This window comes from Stutzerimonas nitrititolerans, from assembly GCF_003696285.1.
In the GTDB taxonomy this organism is placed as follows: domain Bacteria; phylum Pseudomonadota; class Gammaproteobacteria; order Pseudomonadales; family Pseudomonadaceae; genus Stutzerimonas; species Stutzerimonas nitrititolerans.
This window is the reverse complement of record NZ_RFFL01000013.1, coordinates 102,826-123,114: the sequence shown is the minus strand read 5'-3', so window position 1 is coordinate 123,114 and position 20,289 is coordinate 102,826. Positions and strand designations below refer to the sequence as shown.

The following is a 20,289-nucleotide window of genomic DNA, read 5'->3' as shown; positions in this document are numbered from 1 at the left end:
AGTTGAAAGCCGGGGATGACCCGCTTGCAGCTTCGGGCTTCCAGCTTTCGGCTTTCTTGCAGGAAGCTTCGGGCCGACTCCCGAGCGTTCTGCCGATTTCCCCCAAAGGCAACAGAGAGAAGGAAAACACCGTGAACCCGGTAATCAAGAAATTTCAGTTCGGTCAGTCGACCGTAACCCTGGAGACGGGCCGTATCGCTCGCCAGGCCTCCGGCGCCGTGCTGGTCACCGTCGATGACGACGTGAGCGTGCTGGTCACCGTGGTCGGTGCCAAGACCGCCGACCCGAGCAAGGGCTTTTTCCCGCTGTCGGTCCACTACCAGGAAAAGACCTACGCTGCCGGCAAGATCCCGGGCGGCTTCTTCAAGCGTGAGGCGCGTCCCTCCGAGAAGGAAACCCTGACCTCGCGTCTGATCGATCGTCCGATCCGCCCGCTGTTCCCGGAAGGTTTCCAGAATGAAGTGCAGGTCATCTGCACCGTGGTATCGACCAGCAAGAAGACCGACCCGGACATCGCCGCGATGATCGGTACCTCTGCTGCGCTGGCGATCTCCGGCATTCCGTTCAACGGCCCGATCGGCGCTGCGCGCGTGGCCTTCCACCCGGAAAGCGGCTACCTGCTGAATCCGACCTACGAGCAGCTCAAGGCTTCCAGCCTGGACATGGTCGTGGCCGGTACCAAGGACGCCGTGCTGATGGTTGAGTCCGAGGCCAAGGAGCTGACCGAAGACCAGATGCTGGGCGCAGTGCTGTTCGCCCATGACGAATTCCAGGTCGTTATCCAGGCCGTTGCCGAGCTGGCAGCCGAAGCTGGCAAGCCGACCTGGGACTGGCAGCCCAAGGCGGAAAACACCGAGCTACTCACGGCCATTCGCAGCGAGTTCGGCGAAGCGATTTCCCAGGCCTACACCATCATCATCAAGCAGGATCGCTACGCGCGCCTGGGCGAGTTGCGTGAGCAGGTCGTTGCCCGTTTCTCCGGCGAGGAAGGTCAGCCTTCGGCAGGCGAAGTGAAAGACGCCTTCGGTGAAATCGAATACCGTACCGTTCGCGAGAACATCGTCAACGGCAAACCGCGTATCGATGGCCGCGACACCCGCACCGTGCGTGGCCTGAACATCGAAGTCGGCGTACTCGACAAGACTCACGGTTCGGCCCTGTTCACCCGTGGCGAAACCCAGGCCCTGGTGGTTGCCACCCTGGGCACCGCGCGCGACGCGCAGCTGCTGGACACCCTGGAAGGCGAGAAGAAAGACCCCTTCCTGCTGCACTACAACTTCCCGCCCTATTCGGTGGGTGAGTGCGGTCGCATGGGCGCCACTGGTCGTCGCGAGATCGGTCATGGTCGCCTGGCCCGTCGTGGTGTCGCCGCCATGCTGCCGAGTGCCGACGAGTTTCCGTACACCATCCGCGTTGTGTCGGAAATCACCGAATCCAACGGTTCCAGCTCGATGGCTTCCGTCTGCGGCGCTTCCCTGGCCCTGATGGACGCCGGTGTGCCGATGAAGGCGCCGGTAGCCGGTATCGCCATGGGTCTGGTCAAGGAAGGCGAGAAGTTCGCCGTACTGACTGACATCCTCGGTGACGAAGATCACCTGGGCGACATGGACTTCAAGGTGGCCGGTACCGCCAAGGGCGTCACCGCGCTGCAGATGGACATCAAGATCCAGGGCATCACCGAGGAGATCATGGAGCAGGCGCTGGAGCAGGCGCTGGAAGCGCGCCTGAACATCCTCGGCCAGATGAACCAGGTGATCGCCCAGTCGCGAAGCGAGCTGTCGGCCAACGCCCCGACCATGCTGGCGATGAAGATCGACCAGGACAAGATCCGCGACGTGATCGGCAAGGGTGGCGCGACCATCCGTGGCATCTGCGAAGAAACCAAGGCCTCGATCGATATCGAAGACGATGGCTCGATCAAGATCTTCGGCGAGACCAAGGAAGCGGCCGAGGCTGCCAAGCAGCGCGTGCTGGCCATCACTGCAGAGGCCGAGATCGGCAAGATCTACGTCGGCAAGGTGGAGCGCATCGTCGACTTCGGCGCCTTCGTCAACATCCTGCCCGGCAAGGACGGCCTGGTGCACATCTCGATGCTGAGCGATCAGCGCGTCGAGAAGGTCACCGATGTCCTCAAGGAAGGCCAGGAGGTCGAAGTGCTGGTGCTGGACGTGGACAACCGCGGCCGCATCAAGCTGTCGATCAAGGACGTGGCGGCGGCGAAAGCCTCCGGCGCCTGATCGGCTGCTTCTGCCATTATCGGGCACGTCGTTCTGACGTGTTGAACAGGCTCACAGGAGCCTGTTCCGCGACATGGTAGGACGTCCGTTTCGAAAAAAGGCTCGCTTCGGCGGGCCTTTTTCGTTTTGATCTGACCTCCATGAGGCTGTCTTCTGATTGCAACTTGCACGTGCCGCTGGCTGCCAAACATGCATACTGCAAGCTTGGTGTGCCATTACTGTTTCAATATCCTATTGAAAATAAAGGGATTTTTAGTTTCGTGTAACTGGCACGGCGCTTGCGCTGTAAATCATGCATTCGCGGACGGAGCAATACCGCGGAAATCATGAAGAACAGGAGTGATATCTATGAAGACCATTCAGAACTCTTTGACTGCCGCCGTTATCGCCACTGCCATGACCCTGCCGATGGCAGGTGTGGCTTTCGCCGAAAACACTTCTGCTCTGGCGACCAAAGACACCGTCATGCTGGCGGCCAACGACACCATGGACGACGCCGGTGAAGCCGCTTCGGATACCTGGATCACCACCAAGGTCAAATCCAGCCTGCTGGCCGAGGACGCAACGCCGGGCATGGATATCGAAGTCGAAACCAACAATGGTGTGGTCTCGCTGTCCGGTACTGTCGCCACCGAGGCCGAGCGCGAAGCTGCAATCGCCAAGGCCAAGCAGATCAAAGGTGTGCGCGAAGTCTCGGCTGATGGCCTGAAAGCCGTCGAATAAGTCGTGCTATCGAGGTGCCGTTGCGGCACCTCGATGTAAAAACCCGCCGATGGCGGGTTTTTTCGTTCAGCGGCCGCGTTCGCTGTCGATCTGGCGAAGCCTGTTGGCTTCGAAACGAAGGAAGTGATACATCCCGTGGGTCGGGCCGTAGGTCCATTCCTCGACCGGAACCTCGGTACGGAAACCGTACTGATCGACGACTTCCTTGTAGCCGACGAAACCGCTGCTGGCGGGCTCGCCGCATTTGCCGCGAACCTCGGCGGTCGAAGCGTCGAGACTGACCAGATTGCTGCCGCAGCGATGGGTGGAAGCCGCGTGTGCCTGTAGCGTGCAGAACAGCAAGGTGACGGCGGTCTTGACGATCCATCGGGTCATGGCAATTCCTTTCACTCAGCGGCTGCGGCGCGTTTCGATACGCTTGAGCCGATTACCCTCGAAGATGAGGATGCTGAGCATGCCATTGTTCGGTCCGTAGACCCACTCCTCGAGCATGAACTCGTGGCGGTCGTTGCGACCCAGCGCGTAACCCACCACATCCCGGTGCACAGGCGGGCCGCACTTGCGTTCCACCTCGAAGCCGCGGTCCCCGCTGCTGACCAGGTTGCTGCCACAGCGCATGGTATCGGCCTGCGCCGCCAGGCAGCACAGGCCGAGGGCGCAACTCGAGGCAAGGTGTCTGAGGTTCATGCTACTCGGCTCCCAGGTGCAGCACTGTCGAGACCCGGTCATCTTCCGCTTCGGTGGTGCCGGTGTCGAGCAGGTACACGCGCTGGTCGGCAAGACCCTGCTCCACCAGGTAATCCTTGATGCTGCTGGCGCGCTGTTGTGCCAGTCGCCGAAGCAGCGAGGTGTTGTCGCTCCAGTGCTCGATCATCGCGCTGCGCATACGGGCGGCGCGCTCCTCGTCTTCCAGCTCGCGCCATTCGGCTGGCGGCTGCCGCTTGAGGCGGCTCCGGTAGATGCCTTCGAGCAGCACGGCCTTGTCGTCCTCGGGTACGACCAGCTCGCGGGCGGAGGCGGGGACCTTGTCGCCACGACGCTGCAGGATGCTGTACCAGGTGCTCTGGTACTCCTGCTCCAGGCGCTGTTCGGCCAGCAGCGGGCCATCCATCCTCGGCGCGCTCATGCCTTCCACTTCCAGGCGAAGGGCCGGTCGCTCGCCGAGCGCCGCGACCAGGGTATCCAGTGCGCTGCGGGCCGGAGCGTCGAGCTCGCTGGTGCCGGGGCGGAAGGCTACCTGACTGAGGTCTTCCTGGCTGCCGCCGACCAGGCCGCCGATGAACTTGAACGGCGCCTGAGCAGCGCGCAGTACCAGATTGCGCAGTGTCTGCCAGACGATCGGCATCACGCTGAACTGCGGGTCGTCGAGGTTGCCCTGTACCGGCAGCTCGATGGAGATGGTGCCCTTGGTGTCCTTGAGCAGGGCGACGGCCAGGCGGACCGGCAGGTCGACGGCGTCTGGGCTGTCGACCTTCTCGCCGAGCTGCAACTGTTCGAGCACCACCTTGTTCTCGGCATTCAATTGCCCCTGCTGGATGCGGTAGTGCAGATCCAGATCGAGCCGTCCCTTGCGGATGCGGTAGCCGGCGAACTTGCTCGAATAAGGTGACAGGGTGGTGAGTTCGACCTGCTTGAAGCGAGTGGCGATGTCCAGGCTCTGCATGGGGTCGAAGGGCATCAGGCTGCCCACGATGCTGACCGGTGCGTAGCGATCGACCTTGCCCTTGATGTCTACCGAGGCGGCCGCCTGCTGCTGGTTGTCCAGCGTGCCGATGGCGCCGTTGAGTTCCTGCACGGCGGTGATGAACGGCGGCGTGAGGCTCAGGTCGGCGAAGTTGGCCGAGCCATCGTCGATCTTGATTCCGCCGATGCGTATGGCCAGCGGCTCGGACGTTTCGCTCGCCTCGGGGGGCTGGCTGGTGCTCTGGCCTTGTGGCTGGTCGATCAGCAGGTCATTGACGTTGGTGGACAGGTCGGGGTTGATGATGAAGCGCGCATAAGGCTGCTGCAGCGCGATGGAGCCAATCGTCAGCCGCTCGGGATGGTTGTACTTCAAGCCCTCCAGTTGCAGTCGCTGCCATTTGAGGAGGTCGCGATTCTTGATGGTGTCCAGGGTGTGCAGCTGGGTGATCTCGGCGGCACCGTTCACCTCGAAAGCCAGGGGCTCGCTGCTGGTCAGCGCCACGTCAAGGTCGCTGCTCAGCAAGCCGCTGCGCAGTTCCAGATGGATGAAGGGGCTCAGATAGGCCTGTGCGATCCGCAGGTCGATGTCTCTGGTCTGTACGGCCAGGGTGCCGCTGGCCGGCTCCAGTTGCAGCTGCCCCTTGGCCTGCAGCGAGCCCTGTCGACCGATGCCCGTCGCGAGCTCCAGCTGGAAGGGCGAGGTCCCGAGGCTGTCGAAATCCTGCAGGTCGAGTTCGAGCGGCCCGAGTTCCAGCGCCACCTCGGTTTCGGGTACGCGGTCGGTCAGATGAAGCTGGTATTCGCGTAGTTGCACGTCGTTCAGCAGCACCTGCCAGGGTTGGCCGTTGTCGGTCGCTTCGGTTTCGGCCGCTGGTTGATCGGCGGTCGTGGGTGCTGTGTCCGCGGGCTGGGCGGCGAAGAGCTTCTGCCAGTTCAGTTCGCCGTCGCGCTCGCGCGCCACCCAGCTTTCCAGCTTGTGGCTGCGCACCTGGCCGACGACGATCTGCTGCTTGGCTAGGTCCAGCGAGGTCTGGCTGATTTGCAGCTGCGCCAGGCGCAGCAGGGGTTCGCCGTCGAGGCTGTCGATATCGAGCGGGGAGAGCGCAGCTTCGATGTTCTCCAGCACCAGCGCCGTGCCTTCGCTCAGATCGAGCCGATACTCGCTGCTGAAGCCGAGCCGGCCGTTGCGCAAGGCCAGCGGCGCCGCCTCGCGGACATAGGGCCAGAAGGTAGCCAGATCCAGATTGCTGACCTTCAACTGGCCGGTAGAGGCAATGGGCGCCAGGCCGATCTGGCCCTGCCATTCGAGCCGGGCACCGTTCGGTCCGTTGGCCACCAGCACGGCATCGGCGGCATCTTCGGCCCGCGTGGCGAAGTTGAGCAGCTCGAAGCTGAGCGCATCCAGGCGCATGTCGATCGGCTCTTGCGGGCGCCGGTCCTCGAAGTGCAGGGCCCCATCGGTCAGCTGCAGGCGGTCCACGCGCAATGCGAAAGGCTCGGTTTCGGCCTCTTCCGGGGCTTCCTCGGATTCAGGGAGGGCGAACAGCTGGCTCAGGTTGAGCGTGCCGTTTTCGTCGAAGCGCACTTCGCTTTGCAGCCTGTCCAGCTCGACATCAGCCAGGTGCAGCGTGCGACGCCAGAGGCTGCTCCATTGCAGGTTCAGGTAGAGCCGCTCGAAGCCCAGCTGTTCCGCGCCCGGCTCGCCGAGGCGAAGGTTGAACAGGGTCAGTTCGAGGCTGAAGGGATTGAACTCGAGGCGCTCCAGGCTGGCCGGCACCGTGGCGTACTGGGCGAGCTGCTGATTGGCTATGCGCTGGGCGACGCCAGGCAGGATCAGGAAGCCAAGCAGGCTATAGCAGACCAGGGCGGTCATCGTGCCGATGAGCGCGCGCTTCACTCCGTTGGGCATGCTGTATTCAGTTCCAGGCGATTGAGTGGCTTGGAGTATGGCATGAGAATCCGGTTCCTCAGTGTGCGCTGTGCTCCGGTACGGCGGCCAGCCTCATCGAGCCGGCTGCCCCACGCGCCGACGGGCGCGGTGGGCCGAACCGTTGCGGACCGCCCAGCGCAGCAGCGGCGCGGTTTGCCGTACGCCGAACCGGATCAGCTGTCGCTGGCATGGGCCCGGCTGCAGTTCGAACAGGGCGCTGGCCCAATCGGGCAGCAACTCGATACCGGCCTGCATCATCAGGGCGCCGAAAGGCCGGGCCAGCGCGCTGGGCGCGGGAGCGCCACGCAGCACGCGAAGTATTTCCCGCGAGCGTTCGTCGCAGCGCAGCTGCGGCCGTACGGCGGCAAAGTAGTCCAGAACCTGCTGCCGGGAGCGCGGTACGTCGCGGGCCCCGAGGCGTTCGGCGATCAGTGCGACTTCGGCGTAATAGCGATCCTGCTCGCTGCCGGGCAACGCTGGATCGAGATAGCGCAGGTGCGCCTTGAGAAAGCTGCTGACCTCGGCCACATGCACCCAGGTCAGCAGGTCCGGATCATAGGCGGCATAGGGGCGGCCATCGGCGGTCTGGCCGGTGACCTTCAGATGAATCTGCCGAACCCGTTCGAGCAGTCGCTCGGCATCCTCGCGGTTGCCGAAGGTGGTTCCCGAGATGAACTGACCGGTGCGACGCAGGCGCCCGAGCAGGTCGTCACGAAAATTCGAATGATCCCAGACCCCCGCCAGCGCCAACGGATGCAGTGCCTGCAGCAGCAGCGCCGAGATGCCGCCTACCAGCATCGAGGTGAAGTCGCCGTGGACCCGCCAGCACGCCGAGCCCGGGCCGAACAGCCCCGGATCGCCGGGCGGGTTCTCGTAGTCGATGCCGCCGATGGCCAGGCCTGTGAGGCTCATGACCTGGGTTTCGATTCGGCTGCGAATGAATTCCATGGGGCGCGGTGCATGTGCGGGCTGATGAAGCCAGCATGGTAACCCAGGCAGAAGGGGGACGAATCCAGGGCGCCGATCGCCCAGGTGGAGTCTGTCGTCAATCGAGGCAGCGGACAGCGAAGGGATTGCTGTCCGCCGCCCATTCCTCAGCCGCGATGGCGCCCGCGGAAGAAGTCGATCAGGCCCTGGGTGGAGGCATCCTCGGCTGGTGGCGCGTCGAAGCTGGTCATCTGACCATAGACGGCCTTGCCCAGATCCTTGCCGAGCTCGACGCCCCACTGATCGAACGAGTTGATACCCCAGATCACGCCTTGCACGAACACCTTGTGCTCGTAGAGAGCGATCAGCGCGCCGAGGCGGCCGGGGCTGATGGTTTCCATCACCAGCGTATTGCTCGGACGGTTGCCGGGAATCACCTTGTGCGGCGCCAGGCGCTCGACCTCGGCTTCGGCCAGCCCCTTGGCACGCAGTTCGGCTTCGGCTTCTTCCCGGGTCTTGCCGAGCATCAGCGCCTGGCTCTGCGACAGGCAGTTGGCGTAGAGCCATTCCTGGTGATCGGCCACCGGGTTGTGGCTGACCACCGGCACGATGAAATCGGCCGGAATCAACGGCGTGCCCTGGTGCAGCAGCTGGTGATAGGCATGCTGGCCGTTGGCGCCGACACCGCCCCAGATCACTGGGCCGGTGGTGCAGGATACCGGCAGGCCGTCCTGGCGGACGCTCTTGCCGTTGGACTCCATGTCCATCTGCTGCAGGTGTTTGACGAAGTTGCGCAGGTAATGGTCGTAGGGCAGGAAGGCGTAGCTCTGCGCACCCCAGAAGTTGTGGTACCAGACGCCGAGCATGGCCAGCAGCACCGGCATGTTGCTCTCGAAGGGTTCGTTGAGGAAATGCTGGTCCATGCTGTAGGCGCCGGACAGCAGGTCCTTGAAGTTGGACATGCCGATGGCCAGGGCGATGGGCAGGCCGATAGCCGACCACAGCGAGTAGCGCCCGCCGACCCAGTCCCACATGGGGAAGATGTTCTTCTCGCGAATGCCGAACTCGACGGCCGCCTGGCGGTTGCTGGTCACCGCGACGAAGTGGCGGTAGAGCTTCTCCTCGGTGCCGCCCTTGCCCAGGTACCAGTCGCGGGCGGCCTGAGCGTTCTTCAGGGTTTCGAGCGTGCCGAAGGTCTTGCTGGAAATGATGAACAGCGTGGTTTCGACGTTCAGCTTGGCGGTCACTTCGCGAAACTCGCTGCCGTCGATGTTGGCCAGGTAGTGGGTGCGCACGCCATGCTGGGTGAACGGCAGCAGGGCTTCGGAAACCAGCTGCGGGCCGAGGAAGGAACCGCCGATGCCGATGTTCACCACGTCGGTGATGGTCTTGTCGCTGAAGCCGCGCCAGAGGTTGTTATGGATACGCGTGACGAAATCGGTCATCTGCGCCAGGGCGGTGTGCACGTCGCGCATGATGTTCTGTCCATCGACCATCACGCAGTCGCCCATCGGACGGCGCAGGGCGGTATGCAGCACCGGCCGGTTCTCCGAGGCGTTGATCCGTTCGCCCTCGAACATCGCCCGCGCGGCCTGTTCCACGCCCGCTTCCCGGGCCAGGTTGACCAGCAGCGTGCGGGTTCCGGTGGTGATCAGGTTCTTCGAGTAGTCCAGGAACAATCCACAGCAGGCCACCGAGAGGTCCTTGAAGCGATCCGGGTCCGCCTGGAAGGCCGAGCGCATGTTGAAGTTCTGCATGCTCAGGCGATGTTCTTCCAGTGCCTTCCAGGACGATAGGCGAGTGCTGTCGATCGGGGTCTCGTAGTAGCTCATGTTGATTGCGGCTTCCTTTGCTTGGCGGACTGTCGGCAATGCGATGTTTGGGCAGTCATTCGATCATGCGGGCGCGCTGACGTTCTGTCCCTCGCCGCAGCGATATCGCCGCTGCGCTGCCACGAGGCGATCTCGGTTCCCGTCTCGCAGCGAGTGGTCTGACTGGGAAAACGGCGCGGCGTTCCGAAGGCTGTCGTGTTCGTTGCGGCGGTCCCTGCGGAACAAGGAGGAAGATTGCAGGTTTGCAGGGCAGCGGCCAATACCAAAAGCATAAAAAAACCCGCAACCTTTGCAGGGTTGCGGGCTTCATGTGTCGCTCGAGGGTTCAGGCAACCTGAACCGGAATCGCATTGCTGGTGTGGCTGAGTTCGCCGTCGGCGCCCATATAAAGGACGTGGGGCTTGAAGCTGGCCAAATCAGCTTCGCTGTAATGGGCGTAGGCGCAGATGATCAGGCGATGGCCAACGCCGGCCTTGTGCGCGGCGGCGCCGTTGACCGAGATGATCTTCGAGCCTTCCTCGCCGCGGATGGCGTAGGTGGTGAAGCGCTCGCCGTTGTCGACGTTGTAGATCTGAATCTGTTCGTACTCACGAATGCCGGCCAGGTCCAGCCAGTCGCCGTCGATGGCGCAGGAGCCTTCGTAATCCAGCACCGAGTGGGTCACCTGGGCGCGGTGCAGTTTGGCCTTGAGCATGATGGCGTGCATGGCGGGGTCCTCCGGGTGCGCAAGCGGCGCAGAGTGTGCCCGAACCGGCAGGGCTGATCAAGGACGCCGGCCGGGCAGTTGTGGCAATGGGTCAGTGGGTGCCGGTCTCGACCAGCAGGTTATCGATCAGACGCGTCTTGCCGAGAAATGCCGCGGCGAGGATGACCACCTGGGTCGTTTGCTCCGTGGCCGGCTGCAGCGTCAGGGCGTCACGTGCTTCCAGGTAGTCCGGCCGCAGTCCGGCGGTGCGCAACGCGTTCTCGCCTTCGGTGAGCAGGGCGGGGTAGTCGCGTTCGCCGCCGCGTACCCGTTGCGCCAGTTGGCTCAGCGTGCGGTACAGCACGGGCGCGGTGGCGCGTTCGTCGGCGCTGAGATAGCCGTTGCGCGAGGACAGCGCCAGGCCGTCCTCGGCACGCACGATGGGCTCGCCGATGATCTGCACCGGCATGTTCAGATCGCGCACCATGGTGCGGATCACTGCCAGCTGCTGGAAATCCTTCTCGCCGAACACCGCCAGATCCGGCAGCACCATGTTGAACAGCTTGGTGACTATGGTGGAGACACCATCGAAATGGCCCGGACGGCTGCCGCCACAGAGTCCCTCGGAGACGCCCGGAACGCTGACGATGGTCTGCAGCGTCTGGCCGCTGGGATACATCTCTTCCACGGTCGGTGCGAACAGCAGGTGGCAGCCGGCCTCGAAGAGCTTGTCCTGGTCGGCGGCAAGCGTGCGCGGATAGCTGGCCAGGTCTTCGTTGGGCCCGAACTGCAGCGGGTTGACGAAGATGCTGGCGACGACGAAATCGGCGCGCTGGCCGGCCTTCCTCACCAGTGCGATATGCCCGTCGTGCAGGTTGCCCATGGTGGGCACGAAGCCGACGCGCTTGCCTTCACCGCGCGCGCGGGTCACGGCGGCACGCAGGTCGGCGATGGTCCTGACCACATTCATGCGGAAAAACCATGTTCGGCGGCCGGGAATTCGCCTGCCTTGACGGCGGCGACATAGGCACCGAACGCCTTGGCGATGTCGCCATGCTCGGCCATGAAGTTCTTCACGAACTTCGGCGCCCGGCCGCTCAGCGAGAGGCCCAGCATGTCGTGCATGACCAGCACCTGGCCATCGGTGTCACTGCCGGCACCGATGCCGATCACCGGAATCTCGACCGCCTGGGTGATGCGTGCGGCCAGTTCGCTGGGCACGCATTCGAGCAGCAGCATTGCCGCGCCGGCCGCTTCCAGCGCCCGGGCATCTTCGACCATCTGCTGCGCCTTGGCCTCACCGCGCCCCTGGACCTTGTAGCCGCCGAAGACGTTCACCGCCTGCGGGGTCAGGCCCATGTGCGCGCACACGGGAATGCCGCGTTCGGCCAGCAGGGTGATGGACTCGGCCAGCCAGGCCGTCCCCTCGACCTTGATGACGTTGGCGCCCGCCTGCATCAGGATGGCCGAGTTTTGCAGCGTCTGTTCGGTGGTGGCGTTGGCCATGAAGGGCAGGTCGGCGACGATCATCGCGCCCCGGTTGCCGCGCTTGACGCAGGCGGTGTGATAGGCCATCTCGGCGACCGTTACCGGCAGGGTACTGTCGTGCCCTTGCAGAACCATGCCCAGGGAGTCGCCGATCAGCAGCATCTCGACGCCGGCTTCGCTGGCCGTCTTGGCGAAGGTGGCGTCGTAGCAGGTGAGCATGGCGATCTTCTCGCCTTTCTGCTTGAGGCCACGCAAGGTGGTCAGGGTTACATCTGACATGATGCCGTCCTCTTCGAGGCTCTGAGGGAGCGGAGTTGCCGGAACCGAAAGGACGCCATGCCTGGTTCGGTGCGTACCGGCAGAGGGCGCTTATAGTCCCGATGGCGGCACGCTAAGTCAATCGCGAGTGTTACCTCGTGGTAACGCTTGTTACCCGATGGGTACCAGGGCTCTGGACGTCGTCGTCCGCTCAGTCCAGGCGCTGCAGGCCTTCGAACGGACAGGCGGCCAGCAGCGCGTCGAGTCGCCTGCCGTCGGCCAGCAGCAGGTCAGGCGGGGCCAGTTCGGCCAGCGGATAGAGCACGAAGGCGCGTGCGTGCAGGTGGTAGTGCGGGACCTGGAGCCGCGGTTCGTCGATCAGCCGGTCGCCGAACAGCAGGATGTCCAGATCCAGGCTACGCGGTCCCCAGCGCTCGGCCTTGCGCTCGCGGCCTTGGTCCAGTTCGATGGCTTGCAGGGCGTCGAGCAACTGCAGTGGCGGCAGGGTTGTATCCAGTGCCGCGACGGCATTCACATAGCGCGGCTGGTCCGCGGGTCCCAGCGGGTCGCTGGAATAGAAGGAGGAGACGGCTACCAGCTGCGTTGCTGGAATATTGTCCAGCGCCAGCAGCGCCGTGCGCAGCTGTTTCTGCGGTTCGGCAAGGTTGCTGCCAAGGCCGATGTAGACGCGCTCCATGGTGTTACTCGCTCGCAGCCGAGGAGCCTTCACCGGCACCGCGCTTGCGGCGCCCGCCACTGCGGCGGCGCTTGCGTGGGGCGCCACCAGGCTGGTCCTTGTTGCTCAGCTCGCGAATCATGCTGCGTCGCTCGCTGTCGTTGGCTTCCTGGTATTCGGTCCACCACTCGCCCAGGCCATCGGTCTGCTCGCCGGCGCTCTCGCGCAGCAGGAGGAAGTCGTAGCCGGCGCGGAAGCGAGGGTTTTCCAGCAGTTGATCGGCACGGCGACCCTGCCGGCGCGGCAGGCGCTCCTGCATGTCCCAGATTTCCCGCATGGGCATGGTGAAGCGCTTGGGGATCGCCGTGCGCTGGCACTGTTCCCAGATCAGGTCGTGGGCCGCTTCCTGCATGGCCGGGATCGGGGGCAGCCCCCGCGCCTGGACTTCCGCTACCCGTGCCGGTAACGCGGGCCACAGCAGCGCGGCGAACAGGAACGCCGGGGTAACGGGCTTGCCCTGGGCGATCCGCAGGTCGGTGTTGGCCAGGGCGTTGCGGATCAGCGTGCCGGCATAGTCGGGATCCTCTTCCAGGGCTTCGGCACTGGCCGGGAACAGCGGTGCGAAGAGGTCGTATTCGAGCAGCAGCTCGAAGGTGCGCTCGGCCTTGCCGCCGAGGAACAGCTTGAGTGTTTCGTCGAACAGTCGTGCCGAGGGGATGCCGTCGAGCAGGTCGGCCAGTTCGGGAATGGGTTCGGCGCTGTGCCTTTCGATGTCGAAGTCGAGCTTGGCGGCGAAGCGCACCGCACGCAGCATCCGCACCGGGTCTTCCTGGTAACGCTGCTCGGGGTTGCCGATCAGGCGTATCTGCCGATTGCGAATATCCTGCATGCCATGGGTATGGTCATGGATGCGCTCGCTGGAGGGGTCGTAATACAGCGCGTTGATGGTGAAGTCGCGCCGCTGGGCATCGTCTTCCAGGGTGCCGTAGACGTTGTCACGCAGGATCCGCCCGCTTTCGTTGCGCGAGGCCAGGTGGCTGGCGTCATCGTCGTCCTCTTCCGGATGGTTGGCGCGGAAGGTGGCGACTTCGATGATCTCGCGACCGAAATGCACGTGGACCAGCTTGAAGCGCCGGCCGATGACGCGCGCATTGCGGAACTCGGCGCGCACCTGCTCCGGCGTGGCGCTGGTGGCGACGTCATAGTCCTTGGGCGTGAGTTCCAGCAGCAGGTCGCGAACGCAGCCGCCGACCACATAGGCTTCATACCCTGCCTGCTGAAGGCGCTCGACGACGCTGACCGCGTGGCGGCTGATCTCGTTGCGGCGCAGGGCGTGCTGCCGGCTGGACAGTATTTCGGGAGTGCGACGGGGATGCGGGAAGCGGCGCAGAGGAGAACGAAAAGACTGGAACAGCTTTTTCAGCATGGGGAGCACTGTGTGGCGAAATGACGGGGCGAAGTGGCGAATGACCACGAACGAGCGTGGATTCTAGCACCGGGAAGCGGGGATGGTGAACGAAGCACGAAAAGCTGTCAAAAATTGCGACGGGCCACAAAGCACTAGGGGAGCCGAAGCTCCCCTTTAAAATATTGTCGCGTGCTTTGTTGTTATTAGTATTTCCGAGCGTATTGTTTTTGTTGGATCGCTCGTTCCCTCCAGCCATGGCCTTTGGGGGTTGCTCCTACGCCGGGAGCCAAAAGCAAACGGATTGCTTTGGTCGCTGAGTTGCCATCATCCGTAGATCCATCCAGTTCGGGTACTGCTTGAGCAGTTTTGTTGTTCTCGGCCTGGCTGTGGGGCGAACCCCGTTTGGCAAGTCCTCTCCAAAAGAATCAGTTAGCTACGCCTCCGCCTTCTTGTCGTTGTTCTGCTGGAGTCGGTACGTTTTGTTCTTATTGTGGGTCTGCTTGTTATTGTTGTTGTGCCAGATATAAAGCAGTTGCCGTGCCAGTTTTTGAAAATATAGCAATATCAAGGGGTTATGATTTTTGAGTGCTGGCGGCAGGTAGAAAAAACCGGGTTCCGTTACCGATGAACCCGGTTTTTGTTACGGCGCATGTGCCGGGGTAACAAGCGCTACCCGGTTGTGGTGCTGGATTTGCGGCGCGGGATACCCAGGCGCTGCCGGCGTTCCCACAGGCACTTGCGACTGATCCCGAGTTTGCGGGCCAGCTCGGTTTCGGTCATGTGGTCCTGATGCTCGAGCACGAAATGCTGGAAGTAGTCCTCCAGCGACAGATCTTCGGTCGGTTCGTTGTTGCTGCCGGTGCCGAGCGGCGCGCAGGGCGCATCGAAATCCTCGTCGAGCTCGCTGAGCTCGATGTCGATGCCCAGCAGTTCCGCATCGATCTCCGGGCTCTCGCTGAGGATCGCGGCCCGCTCGATGGCGTTCTCCAGCTCCCGCACGTTACCGGGCCAGGGGTAATGACGAATGGCCTGCTCGGCTTCCCGGGAAAAGTACATGGTCTCGGTGCCCATGCGTGCGCATTGGCGCGCCAGAAAGGCCTTAGCGATTTCCAGGATATCGTTGCCGCGCTCACGCAGCGGCGGCAGTTTGAGCGCAATGACGTGCAGGCGGTAATAAAGGTCTTCACGGAAGTCGCCGAGCTTGGCCAGTGTCTTCAGGTCGCGGTGCGTCGCGGCGACCAGGCGGACGTCGACCTTCTGCGACTGGGTCGAGCCGACTCGCCGGATCTCGCCTTCCTGCAGTACGCGCAACAGCCGGGCCTGGGCTTCCAGCGGCAATTCGCCGATCTCGTCGAGAAACAGCGTGCCACCGTCCGCGGCCTCCACCAGCCCGGCGCGGCCGGCACTGGCGCCGGTGAAGGCGCCTTTCTCGTGTCCGAAGAGCTCGGATTCGATCAGCGTCTCGGGGATCGCTGCGCAGTTGACGGAAATCATCGGCGCCTTGGCGCGCTGCGAAAGATTGTGCAGGGCGCGGGCGACCAGTTCCTTGCCGGTACCGGACTCACCCTGGATGAGCACATTGGAGTCGGTCGGCGCCACCTTGCGGATCTTGCCGAACAGATCCTGCATGGGCGCGCAGTGGCCGATGATGCCGATCTCTCCGTTGGCTGTGTTCTGCGCTGCGGCCCCTGGCTGGCCGGTACCGCTCTGCGCAGGGGCGCTGCGAGCCTGCTCGCGGTCGCCCAGGATGCGCGCGACGGTCTGCAGCATTTCATCGTGGTCGAAGGGCTTGGCGATGTAGTCCACGGCGCCCATCTTCATCGAGTCGACGGCCGAGCGCAGGCTCGCATAACTGGTCATGATCAGCACCGGTACGCCTGTGGCCAGCTTGATCAGCTCGGTTCCGGGGGCGCCGGGTAGCCGAAGGTCGCTGACGATGAGGTCGAAACCCGGAATGCTGAAGCGTTCCTGGGCTTCCTGTACCGAACCGGCTTCACTCACTTCGTACTGGTTGCGCTCGAGCAGTCGGCGCAAGGCGGAGCGGATGATGGTTTCGTCTTCGACGATCAGAATATGTGGCATCAGAACTCTCTCGACGGTCTGGAGGCGGCTACGGGCCGTTGCCGGCGGCGGCGCTGACCGGCTGCGACAGTGCAAGCACTCGAGATGTCGCTGCCGTCAGGCCGTTCGCCGTTATGCAACGGCTTGCTTTGGGCAGATTTTCTGTGATCGCCTCTTCAACTTACGCTGTTCGCGGCTTCGACATACCTCGGCAGGGTAATCCGGAAACGGGTGCCGCGTTGGGTTTCGGGATCTGTCGGGCTGTCGATATTGATCTGGCCATAATGCTCTTCCACGATGGAATAGACCAGCGCAAGGCCCAGGCCAGTCCCCTCGCCGGGGTCCTTGGTGGTGTAGAAAGGCTCGAACAGCTTGTCCTGGACCGCCTTGGGGATGCCGCTGCCTTCGTCCTCGACGATCAGGTAGACGGTCTGTTCGGAGACTTCGCTGTGAATGCGGATGATCCCGCCCGGTTGCGAGGCGTCGCGGGCGTTGGAAAGCAGGTTGATCAGCACCTGAGCGAGCCGCTGAGGGTCACCTTCGGCCAGATGCTGCGGATCGCAGAGGTTGAAATACTGCACTTCGGTGGTGCGGCGGTTGAGCGAAAGCAGGCCGATGGCATCCTGGGTGATTTCGGCGAGGGACACCGGATACAGGTTGTGCTGGCGCCCGCCGGCATGGGCGAAGCTCATCAGCGACTGGACGATGCGCGACACCCGCTTGGTCTGCTCGATGATCTGGCTGCTGATCTCGCCGATCTCCGCGTCGGCTTCGCGCTCCTCGCGCAGATTCTGCGCCAGGCAGGCGATGCCGGTGATGGGGTTGCCGATCTCGTGGGCGACCCCGGCGGCCAGGCGACCGATGCTGGCCAGGCGCTCGGAATGCACCAGCCGGTCTTCGAGCACCTGGGTTTCGGTCAGGTCCTCGATCAGCAGCACCAGGCCGCTGTTGCCCGGCGCCAGCGGTTCGTCGATGGCCGCCTTGTGCAGGTTCAGCCAGCGGGTGTCGCCATCCAGGGAGAGGCGTTGCTTGTGCAGGTGTTCGTCGGGTTGCTGGATGAACTCCGTCAGCAGGCTGCGCCAGGGCTCGTCGATGGTGGTCAGGCGCGAGCCGACCACCTGCAGCGCGGCAATCCCGGTGAGCTCTTCCAGCGCGCGGTTCCACATCAGCACTTCCTGGTCCTTGGCCAGCGAACACACACCCATGGGCAGGTCCTGCAGGGTCTGCCGGTGGTAACGGCGCAGGGCGTCGAGTTCAGCCGCCAGGCCGGTCAGGCGCGAGTGATACTCCTCCAGGCGGTTCTCGATGAAATGGATGTCCTCGGTAACGTAGCCCTCGGCGCCATTCTTGTAAGGCAGGAAATTCTCGACGATGTCTTGGGCGACGCTCGGCCCCATCAGGCCGGAGAGGTTCGCCTCGATCCGGTCGCGCAGGCGGCGCAGCGCGTAGGGCCGGTGCTCGTCGAAGGGCAGCTGCAGGTCGCGCAGCGCCTGCTCGACTTCCCGTTGCGCGGTCTTGCCGCCCAGTGGTTTGGCCAACTGTTCGGCGAATTCCTGCGGTGAGGTGGCGGTCAGTTCGCGCCGCTGCGGGCGGCGGATGTTCTCCACGGCACAGGCTTCGGCGGCGCTCTGTTCCTCGGCGCTGGTCTCGGTGAACAGCGAGAACAGGGAAAAGGCCAGCACGTTGACCGCTAGCGAGGCGATCGCCGCCAGGTGCCAGCTGGTGTCATCGAGGACGTAGACGACGTTGAACAGCGGAATGTAGATGCCATCCAGATTGCCGACCAGCGGCAGCAGCATGGTCACCACCCAGACGGCGATGCCCGCCAGCAGACCGGCGATGTAGCCACGGCGGTTGGCCGAGGGCCAGTACAGCACCGACAGTACGCCGGGGAGGAACTGCAGGGTCGCGACGAAGGCGACGATGCCCAGGTTCGACAGGTCCTGCTCGGCGCCCAGCAGCAGGTAGAAACCGTAACCGGCCATGATGATGGTCAGGATCAGGCTGCGCCGGGTCCATTTCAGCCAGCGGTAGATGTTGCCTTCGGTGGGCGGCTGATAGAGCGGCAGCACCAGGTGGTTGAGCGCCATGCCCGACAACGCCAGGGTGCTGACGATGATCAGCCCGCTGGAGGCGGACAGGCCGCCGACGAAGGCGAGCAGCGTCAGCGCTTCGCTTTGCGCGGTGAGCCCCAGGCCGAGGGTGAAATATTCGGGGTTGGTGCTGACGCCCAGCTTGAGCCCGGCCCAGAGAATCAACGGCACCGCTAGGCTCATCAATAGCAGGTACAGCGGCAGGCCCCAGCTGGCGCTGACCAGGGCACGCGGGTTGAGGTTCTCGGCGAAGGTCATGTGGTACATGTGCGGCATGACGATGGCCGAGGCGAAGAACACCAGCAGCAGGGTGCGCCAGGGGCCTTCCTGCAGCGGGGTGTGCAGCGCCTGGAGGGCGGACTGGTTCTGCAACAGCCAGATCTCCAGTTGCACGGGGCCGCCGAACACGACGTAGAGCGCATACAGGCCGATGGCGCTGAAGGTCACGAGCTTGACGATGGATTCGAACGCAATGGCGAAGACCAGGCCCTCGTGCTTCTCCCGCGTCGCGATATGCCGCGCGCCGAAGAGGATGGTGAAGAGCATGATCATCACGCAATAGCCCAGCGCCACCCGCTCCTGCAGCGGTTCATGCGTGAGGATGCCGATGGCGTCCGCGACTGCCTGGATCTGCAGTGCCAGCAGCGGCAGCATGCCGACCAGCATCACCACCGTGGTCAGCGCGCCGGCCCAGGTACTGCGAAAGCGAAAGGCGAACAGGTCCGCCAGGGACGCCAGCTGATAGGTGCGGGTGACGCGCAGGATCGGATAAAGCAGCACCGGCGCCAGCAGGAAGGCGCCGCAGACACCGAGATAGGTAGCCAGAAAGCCGTAGCCGTACTGATAGGCCAGCCCGACGGTGCCATAGAAGGCCCAGGCGCTGGCATAGACGCCGAGCGACAGGGTGTAGGTCAGCGGGTGGCGGATGATCCAGCGCGGGATCAGACCACGCTCGCTGACCCAGGCCACCCCGAACAGCAGTAGCAGGTAGGCGGCGCTGATCAGGATCAGGTGGCTGAGGCTAAAGCTCGTCGGCATCGCGCTGGCTCTGAAGAATGAAGGTCACCACGATGAGAATCAGCCACAGCAGGTAGGGGCGATACCAGGCACCGTTGGGATCGATCCACCAATCCATGATCGCCGGGGAGAACAGATAGATCCCCACCACCAGGAGCAATACCAGTCGGTAGATGTACATGCTGGAACTCGTGTCGTAAGTGGGGGGATGGTAAAGGAAGCCGCTGGAAGCTTGAAGCTGAAAGCTCGAAGCCATAAGCGCCAGGCCTCACAGGGATTCGCTTCCAGCTTTCAGCGCAGCTGCGCTTCGGCCAGGGTGCGGGTTCGAGGGATTCTGTCGGCATTCCAGCGCGGGATCGCCCAGGCCAGCACTTCGCCGGGCAGGGCGTCGCTCAGTTCGGTGGCGGTCGGCTGACCGAGGGCGCGCAATGCGCGAAGCAGCAACGGCGTGGCTTCGGCCGGTTGCAGGGGGGGCGAGCGATAGCGCTTGCCCAGTTTGTGGCCGTCCGGCTGGATGATCAGTGGTACGTGCAGGTAGCGCGGCTGTGGCAGGCCGAGCAGTTCCTGCAGGTACAACTGGCGCGGCGTCGAGTCGAGCAGGTCGGCGCCGCGTACCACGTCGGTCACGCCCTGCCAGGCGTCATCCAGCACCACGGCCAACTGATAGGCGAACAGGCCATCGCGACGGCGAATCACGAAGTCGCCGACTTCACGCCCCAGATGCTGGCGGTATTCGCCCTGGACACGGTCGGTGAAACCGTATTCCAGGTTCGGTACACGCAGGCGGATCGCGGCGTCTTCCTTGGGCTGGTTGGCGTCGCGACAGAAGCCCGGATAGGCGCCGGGGTGGGCTTCCAGCTGCTTGCGCGAACAGACGCACGGATAGGCCAGCCCGGCCCGCAGCAGGCGTTCGATCACCTCTTCATAGGCGTCATGTCGGTCGCTCTGGCGCTGCATTTCGCCATCCCATTCGAAGCCGTAGCGTTGCAGGCTTTCGACGATGGCCGCCTGCGCTCCGGGCATTTCCCGTGGCGGATCGAGATCCTCCATGCGCAGCAGCCAGCGACCGCCAACGGCGCGGGCATCCAGGTAGGAGGCGAGGGCGGCGATCAGCGAGCCGAAATGCAGATGGCCGCTGGGTGTCGGTGCGAAGCGACCTATATAGGAAGGCGAAGCGGATGAGGGCATGGCGGGGTCCGGCTCGGATGAGGCGGGATAAAGCGGCAGTCAGGTATGGCGCCAGGCTGAAACGAAGCGGGGCGCCGAAGCGC

16 protein-coding genes are annotated in these 20,289 nt (G+C 63.8%); 2 read left to right on the top strand and 14 right to left on the bottom strand.

Going from position 1 to position 20,289, the window contains the following annotated elements; genetic code table 11:
• Positions 1-131 precede the first annotated feature (131 nt).
• On the top strand, positions 132-2,237 hold the full coding sequence (gene pnp / locus EA795_RS16455; RefSeq protein ID WP_122078436.1) for a polyribonucleotide nucleotidyltransferase: 2,106 nt from the start codon (positions 132-134) through the stop codon (positions 2,235-2,237).
• A gap of 348 nt (positions 2,238-2,585) precedes the next feature.
• Positions 2,586-2,960: a BON domain-containing protein gene (locus EA795_RS16450; protein WP_122078434.1), complete on the top strand. Its 375-nt coding sequence runs from the start codon at positions 2,586-2,588 to the stop codon at positions 2,958-2,960.
• Positions 2,961-3,026: 66 nt separating this feature from the next.
• Here EA795_RS16450 and EA795_RS16445 read toward each other — a convergent pair whose 3' ends face one another.
• The 14 genes from EA795_RS16445 to gluQRS form a co-directional block, all read right to left on the bottom strand.
• Complete coding sequence (locus EA795_RS16445) at positions 3,027-3,335, bottom strand: DUF2845 domain-containing protein (protein WP_122078432.1); 309 nt, start codon at positions 3,333-3,335, stop codon at positions 3,027-3,029.
• A 15-nt stretch (positions 3,336-3,350) separates the two neighbouring features.
• Positions 3,351-3,647, bottom strand: a complete 297-nt coding sequence (locus EA795_RS16440; RefSeq protein ID WP_014853907.1) for a DUF2845 domain-containing protein — start codon at positions 3,645-3,647, stop codon at positions 3,351-3,353.
• A 1-nt stretch (position 3,648) separates the two neighbouring features.
• Entirely contained in the window at positions 3,649-6,552 is a 2,904-nt protein-coding gene (locus EA795_RS16435) for a DUF748 domain-containing protein (protein WP_122078430.1), read from the bottom strand.
• Positions 6,553-6,645: 93 nt separating this feature from the next.
• The gene (locus EA795_RS16430; protein ID WP_014853905.1) at positions 6,646-7,521 is read right to left on the bottom strand and encodes an oxygenase MpaB family protein; all 876 of its coding nucleotides are present in this window, start codon (positions 7,519-7,521) and stop codon (positions 6,646-6,648) included.
• 146 nt (positions 7,522-7,667) lie between these two features.
• Complete coding sequence (gene pgi, locus EA795_RS16425) at positions 7,668-9,332, bottom strand: glucose-6-phosphate isomerase (RefSeq protein ID WP_014853904.1); 1,665 nt, start codon at positions 9,330-9,332, stop codon at positions 7,668-7,670.
• A gap of 325 nt (positions 9,333-9,657) precedes the next feature.
• Positions 9,658-10,038: an aspartate 1-decarboxylase gene (gene panD, locus EA795_RS16420; RefSeq protein WP_014853903.1), complete on the bottom strand. Its 381-nt coding sequence runs from the start codon at positions 10,036-10,038 to the stop codon at positions 9,658-9,660.
• Positions 10,039-10,129: 91 nt separating this feature from the next.
• A complete protein-coding gene (panC, locus tag EA795_RS16415) occupies positions 10,130-10,987 on the bottom strand; it encodes a pantoate--beta-alanine ligase (protein ID WP_014853902.1) in 858 nt (285 codons plus the stop codon).
• Entirely contained in the window at positions 10,984-11,784 is an 801-nt protein-coding gene (gene panB, locus EA795_RS16410) for a 3-methyl-2-oxobutanoate hydroxymethyltransferase (protein ID WP_014853901.1), read from the bottom strand. The genes panC and panB overlap by 4 nt, the downstream gene beginning before the upstream one ends.
• Before the next feature lie 190 nt (positions 11,785-11,974).
• Positions 11,975-12,460 carry a 2-amino-4-hydroxy-6-hydroxymethyldihydropteridine diphosphokinase gene (gene folK / locus EA795_RS16405; protein ID WP_014853900.1) on the bottom strand — a complete coding sequence of 162 codons (486 nt, stop codon included), beginning with the start codon at positions 12,458-12,460 and terminating at the stop codon, positions 11,975-11,977.
• A 4-nt stretch (positions 12,461-12,464) separates the two neighbouring features.
• Positions 12,465-13,865, bottom strand: coding sequence for a polynucleotide adenylyltransferase PcnB (locus tag EA795_RS16400; RefSeq protein ID WP_058074075.1), 1,401 nt, complete (start codon positions 13,863-13,865; stop codon positions 12,465-12,467).
• 651 nt (positions 13,866-14,516) lie between these two features.
• The gene (locus tag EA795_RS16395) at positions 14,517-15,929 is read right to left on the bottom strand and encodes a sigma-54-dependent transcriptional regulator (RefSeq protein WP_065983537.1); all 1,413 of its coding nucleotides are present in this window, start codon (positions 15,927-15,929) and stop codon (positions 14,517-14,519) included.
• A 155-nt stretch (positions 15,930-16,084) separates the two neighbouring features.
• Positions 16,085-19,039: a sensor histidine kinase gene (locus tag EA795_RS16390; RefSeq protein ID WP_058078745.1), complete on the bottom strand. Its 2,955-nt coding sequence runs from the start codon at positions 19,037-19,039 to the stop codon at positions 16,085-16,087.
• Positions 19,023-19,199 (bottom strand): hypothetical protein, encoded by a 177-nt coding sequence (locus EA795_RS16385; protein WP_003095129.1) that lies wholly within the window; start codon positions 19,197-19,199, stop codon positions 19,023-19,025. The genes EA795_RS16390 and EA795_RS16385 overlap by 17 nt, the downstream gene beginning before the upstream one ends.
• 110 nt (positions 19,200-19,309) lie before the next feature.
• Positions 19,310-20,206, bottom strand: coding sequence for a tRNA glutamyl-Q(34) synthetase GluQRS (gluQRS, locus tag EA795_RS16380; protein WP_122078428.1), 897 nt, complete (start codon positions 20,204-20,206; stop codon positions 19,310-19,312).
• Positions 20,207-20,289 lie beyond the last annotated feature (83 nt).

Bases quoted from the DNA above. Each gene is read 5' to 3' on its own strand.
- EA795_RS16450 (WP_122078434.1), top strand. From the start codon at position 2,586: ATGAAGACCATTCAGAACTCTTTGACTGCCGCCGTTATCGCCACTGCC.
- EA795_RS16445 (WP_122078432.1), bottom strand. From the start codon at position 3,335: ATGACCCGATGGATCGTCAAGACCGCCGTCACCTTGCTGTTCTGCACG.
- EA795_RS16440 (WP_014853907.1), bottom strand. From the start codon at position 3,647: ATGAACCTCAGACACCTTGCCTCGAGTTGCGCCCTCGGCCTGTGCTGC.
- EA795_RS16435 (WP_122078430.1), bottom strand. From the start codon at position 6,552: ATGCCCAACGGAGTGAAGCGCGCGCTCATCGGCACGATGACCGCCCTG.
- EA795_RS16430 (WP_014853905.1), bottom strand. From the start codon at position 7,521: ATGGAATTCATTCGCAGCCGAATCGAAACCCAGGTCATGAGCCTCACA.
- pgi (WP_014853904.1), bottom strand. From the start codon at position 9,332: ATGAGCTACTACGAGACCCCGATCGACAGCACTCGCCTATCGTCCTGG.
- panD (WP_014853903.1), bottom strand. From the start codon at position 10,038: ATGCACGCCATCATGCTCAAGGCCAAACTGCACCGCGCCCAGGTGACC.
- panC (WP_014853902.1), bottom strand. From the start codon at position 10,987: ATGAATGTGGTCAGGACCATCGCCGACCTGCGTGCCGCCGTGACCCGC.
- panB (WP_014853901.1), bottom strand. From the start codon at position 11,784: ATGTCAGATGTAACCCTGACCACCTTGCGTGGCCTCAAGCAGAAAGGC.
- folK (WP_014853900.1), bottom strand. From the start codon at position 12,460: ATGGAGCGCGTCTACATCGGCCTTGGCAGCAACCTTGCCGAACCGCAG.
- EA795_RS16400 (WP_058074075.1), bottom strand. From the start codon at position 13,865: ATGCTGAAAAAGCTGTTCCAGTCTTTTCGTTCTCCTCTGCGCCGCTTC.
- EA795_RS16395 (WP_065983537.1), bottom strand. From the start codon at position 15,929: ATGCCACATATTCTGATCGTCGAAGACGAAACCATCATCCGCTCCGCC.
- EA795_RS16390 (WP_058078745.1), bottom strand. From the start codon at position 19,039: ATGCCGACGAGCTTTAGCCTCAGCCACCTGATCCTGATCAGCGCCGCC.
- EA795_RS16385 (WP_003095129.1), bottom strand. From the start codon at position 19,199: ATGTACATCTACCGACTGGTATTGCTCCTGGTGGTGGGGATCTATCTG.
- gluQRS (WP_122078428.1), bottom strand. From the start codon at position 20,206: ATGCCCTCATCCGCTTCGCCTTCCTATATAGGTCGCTTCGCACCGACA.